Source organism: Streptomyces sp. NPDC107521, from assembly GCF_055598485.1.
This window is the reverse complement of the sequence record NZ_JBVKAT010000048.1, coordinates 1-4,877: the sequence shown is the minus strand read 5'-3', so window position 1 is coordinate 4,877 and position 4,877 is coordinate 1. Positions and strand designations below refer to the sequence as shown.

Genomic DNA, 4,877 nt, shown 5'->3' with positions numbered 1-4,877 from the left:
CGCCTGCACCCGCAACACACCCACATCCAGCAACACCGGCGCCACCAACGCCTCACCCACACCCAACGCCCGGTCGAACAACCCCAGACCGAGATTGGTGGACAGGGCCGCAGTGCCCATGCGCTCGAGACGGGCGATCTCGGCCTCGCCGAGTTCACCGGCCATGCCGCCGGACGTCGCCCACAGGCCCCACGCCAGGGCCGTCGCGGGCAGACCCGTGGCCCGACGCGAGGCGGCCAGGGCGTCCAGGAAGGAGTTGGCGGCGGCGTAGTTCGCCTGACCGGGGCTGCCGATCAAGGAAGCGACGGAGGAGAAGAGGACGAAGGCGGAGAGCTCGCTGTCGGCGGTCAGCTCGTGCAGATGCAGGGCCGCGTCCAGCTTGGGCCGCATCACCCGCTCCAGCTGCTCCGGGGTCAACGACTCGATGACACCGTCGTCCAGCACACCGGCCGCGTGCACGACCGCCGTCAACGGGCCCTCCACGGAGGCGATCACGGCGGCGAGCTGCGCACGGTCGGCGACGTCGCACGCCTCCACCCGCACCCGCGCACCCAGTTCCTCCAGCCCCGCCACCAACGCGGCCACACCGTCACCGGCGGCACCACGACGGCTGAGCAGCAGCAGGTTCCGGGCACCGTACTCCCGCACGAAGTGCTCCGCGAACGCGGCACCCAGACCACCCGTGCCACCGGTGATCAGCACCGTGCCCTCGGGGCCGAGTTCGATCCCCCCGGCCACCGGGCGCGGAGCCCTCGCCAGCCTCGGGGCGTACAGCCGTCCGTCCCGCAGGGCGAGTTGGGGCTCGTCGGTCGCGAGGACACGGCCCCAGTCGGGCAGTTCCCCACCGGTCGTGTCGACCAGGAGGAACCGGCCCGGGTGCTCGGACTGGGCACTGCGGACCAGGCCCCACACCGGGGACCGGCCCAGCTCCGGGGCCCGCCCGCCGATCGCGACGGCGTCGTGCGTGACCACGGCGAGCCGGGAACCGGCGAACCGCTCGTCCGCGAGCCACTCCTGGAGCAACCGCAGCGTGCGCGCGGTGACTTCGTGCGCCGAGGAGACCACGTCGCCCGCGTCCACGTCCGCGATCACCGCGACGACCAGCTCGGGCACCCGCGTACTCTCGGTCTGCTCCTGTCCCAGGATGTCGTCGAGCAGCGCGACCCGGGGCGTCCCGGCCGCGTCGGCGGCGGGCACGACCTCGGTCCAGTCGAGGCGGTAGAGCGCCTCGGAACGGTCCTCGCCGGCCGTCTTGAGCTGGGACCGGTCGACCGTGCGGAACGCCAGCCGGGCGACGTGCGCGACGGGCTCGCCCTGCTCGTCGGCGATGTCCACGCGCAGCGCGGAGTCACCCGCCGAACCGATCCGGACCCGCACCCGGGCCCGGCCGCCCTGTCCGAAGCGCACCCCGGACCAGGAGAACGGCAGCCTGGCCGAGCCGTCACCCAGGTCGAGCCAGTCGAGCCCGCCGTGCAGGGAGGCGTCGAAGAGCGCCGGGTGGATACCGAAGCCCTTGGCTCCGTCCGCGTCCTCGTCCGGCAGCGCGACCTCCGCGAACACCTCGCCGCCGTCCCGCCAGGCGGACCGCATGCCCTGGAAGACGGGGCCGTAGTCGAAGCCGATGTCGGCCAGACGGGTGTAGAAGTCGTCCACGTCGAGGGGTTCGGCGTCCGCGGGCGGCCATTCGGCGGGCGCCCAGGAGGCGTCGGCCGGGGCGTCGTCCTGTGCCAGCAGCCCCCGCGCGTGGCAGGTTCCGTCCCGCTGCCCGTCCTCGGGCTGCGAGTAGATCGCGACCGCGCGGCGGCCGTCCTCGTCCGCCTCCCCGACCGTCACCTGTACGCGCAGATCGTCGTCGGCGTCCAGGATCAGCGGGGCTTCGAGCACCAGCTCGTCGAGCAGGGCACTGCCGACCTCGCGGCCGGCCGCGCCGACGATCTCGACCAGCGCGGTGCCGGGCACCACGATCCGGCCGAGGACACCGTGGTCCTGGGTCCAGGGCTGGGCCGTGGTCGAGATCCGGCCGGTGAACAGCCACTCGTCCCGGTCCCCGACCCGCACCCCGGCCACCAGCACCGGGTGCTCGATCCTCCCCAGCCCGGCGGCCGCCGGGTCACCGGAGACGGTCGGCTCCAGCCAGTAGCGCTCGCGCTGGAAGGCGTAGGTCGGCAGGTCGACGCGCCGGACACCGGTACCGGCGTAGAACGCAGCCCAGTCGACCGGGACACCGGCCGTGTGCGCCTGACCCAGGAACGAGGCGAACGCCTCCACCTCCGAAGTACGCGCTCGCAGCGTCGGGACGAAGACCGCCTGGTCCTCGTCGAGGATCTGCCGGGCCATCGCCGTCAGCACGGCATCCGGGCCCACCTCGACAAACCGGGTCACGCCCTCAGCGGCGAGGGTGGTGATGCCGTCCGCGAAACGGACCGCTTCCCGCACGTGGTTGACCCAGTACGCGGGATCGGTCAGCTCCTCGGAGACCAGGCCACCGGTCAGGTTGGACACCACCGCGATCCGAGGCTGCTCGAAGGCCAGCCCCTCGGCCACGGCCCGGAACTCGTCGAGCATCGGCTCCATCAACGGCGAATGGAACGCATGACTCACCCGCAGACGCGTCGTCTTGCGGTCCGCCCACACCGGCAGCCACTCGTCCAACGCCGCCAGCTCACCCGAAACCACAACAGCCCGGGGGCCGTTGACCGCCGCGACGGACAGACGGCCCTCGAAGCCCTCCAGGGAGGCGAGAACCTCGGCCTCGGTCGCCCGGACGGCCACCATGCCGCCACCCTCCGGCAGCGCACCCATCAACCGGCCACGAGCCGCCACCAACTCCGCCGCATCCCCCAGCGACAGCACACCCGCCACATGAGCACAGGCAAGCTCACCCACCGAGTGACCCACCACCACATCCGGCGTCACACCCAGCGACTCCAGCAGACGGAACAACGCCACCTCGACCGCGAACAACGCGGCCTGAGTGAACTCCGTCCGATCCAGCAGAGCAGCCTCCGCCGAACCCTCCGCCGCGAACAACAACTCCCTCAACGAACGACCCAGATGGGCGTCCAGTTCACCGCACACCTCGTCCAACGCCGCCGCGAACACCGGATAGGCCACCGCAAGACCGGCACCCATCCCCGCACGCTGCGCACCCTGCCCCGTGAACAGGAAACCCGTCTTCCCACCGACAACCGCCCGCACGGAAACCGAACCGTCGAGAACCCTCGCCAGCCCCGCGACCAGTTCGTCGCGGTCGGACGCCACCACCGCCGCCCGACGCTCGAACTGCGCCCGCGAGGTCACGCCCGAGAACGCCACGTCGGCCACGGTCAGTTCGGGCCGGGACAGCAGGAGCGACCTCAACCGCTCCGCCTGACCCACCACAGCCGCCGCACTCCTGCCCGACACCACCACCGGCACCACCGCAGGGGGCTCCCCCGCAACGACCTCCGCCACCGGCTCGTCCGGTGCGCCCTCGATGATCACGTGGGCATTGGTGCCGCTGACGCCGAACGAGGACACACCCGCGCGGCGAGGGCGGTCGTCGGAGGCCGTCCACTCCACGGCCTCGGTCAGCAGTTCGACCTCACCGGAGGTCCAGTCGATGTACGGGGACGGCTCGTCGACGTTGAGCGTCTGCGGCAGCACGCCGTTGCGCATCGCCATGACCATCTTGATCACGCCCGCGACACCGGCCGCGGCGGAGGTGTGACCGATGTTGGACTTGATGGAGCCCAGCCGCAGCGGGCCGTTCACCCGCTCCTGCCCGTACGTCGCCAGCAGCGCCTGTGCCTCGATCGGGTCACCCAGCCGCGTACCGGTGCCATGGCCCTCGACGGCGTCCACATCGGCCGCCGACAGGCCGGCGTTCTCCAGCGCCTGCCGGATCACCCGCTCCTGCGACGGGCCGTTCGGCGCCGTCAGACCGTTGCTCGCACCGTCCTGGTTGACCGCGCTGCCCCGCACCACACCGAGCACACGGTGACCGTTGCGCCGCGCGTCCGACAGCCGCTCCAGCACCACCAGGCCCACACCGTCGGAGAAGCCGGTGCCGTCCGCACCCGCCGCGTACGACTTGCAGCGACCGTCGGGGGCCAGACCCCGCTGGCGACTGAACTCCTGGAGCAGGAAGGGACCCGAGAGCACGGTGACGCCGCCGACGAGGGCCATGGAGCACTCGCCGGAGCGCAGGGCCTGCGAGGCCAGGTGCATCGCCACCAGGGAGGAGGAGCAGGCCGTGTCCACGGACACCGCCGGGCCCTCCAGCCCCAGTGTGTAGGCGATGCGTCCGGAGACCACGCTCGTGGTGGTACCGGTCAGCCGGAAGCCCTCCAGCTCCGGCGGGGTGGAGAGGCCGTAGTCGGTGGAGACGACGCCGCAGAAGACGCCGGTGTCCGTGCCGCGCAGGGCCGCCGGGTCGATCCCGGCGTCCTCCAGGGCCTCCCAGGACGCTTCGAGCAGCAGGCGCTGCTGGGGGTCCATGCCCAGGGCCTCACGCGGGCTGATCCCGAAGAAGCCCGCGTCGAAGTCGCCGGCGTCGGTGAGGAAGCCACCGGCTTCGGCGTAGATCCTTCCGGGCTGTTCGGGGTCGGGGTGGTACAGGCGTTCCAGATCCCAGCCGCGGTCGGTGGGCAGGCCCGAGATCCCGTCCCGGCCCTCCGCGACCAGCCGCCACAACTCCTCCGGCGAGGACACCCCACCCGGATAACGGCAGGCCATGCCCACGATCGCCAGCGGCTCGTCCGCCCTCGGACGCCTCCGCCTCACCCGCGCCGGAGCGGCCAGCGCACCCGCCGCACCCACCTCCGACAACAACAACCGCGCCACCGCGGCCGACGTCGGATGATCGAACACCAACGTCGACGGCAACCGCACACCAC

Annotated in this window: 1 protein-coding gene; it reads right to left on the bottom strand. The window is 72.2% G+C overall.

The features are described 5' to 3' along the window. The coding region (locus ACZ7LB_RS31865; protein ID WP_471473165.1) for an SDR family NAD(P)-dependent oxidoreductase at positions 1–4,877 on the bottom strand (4,877 nt) is incomplete at both ends.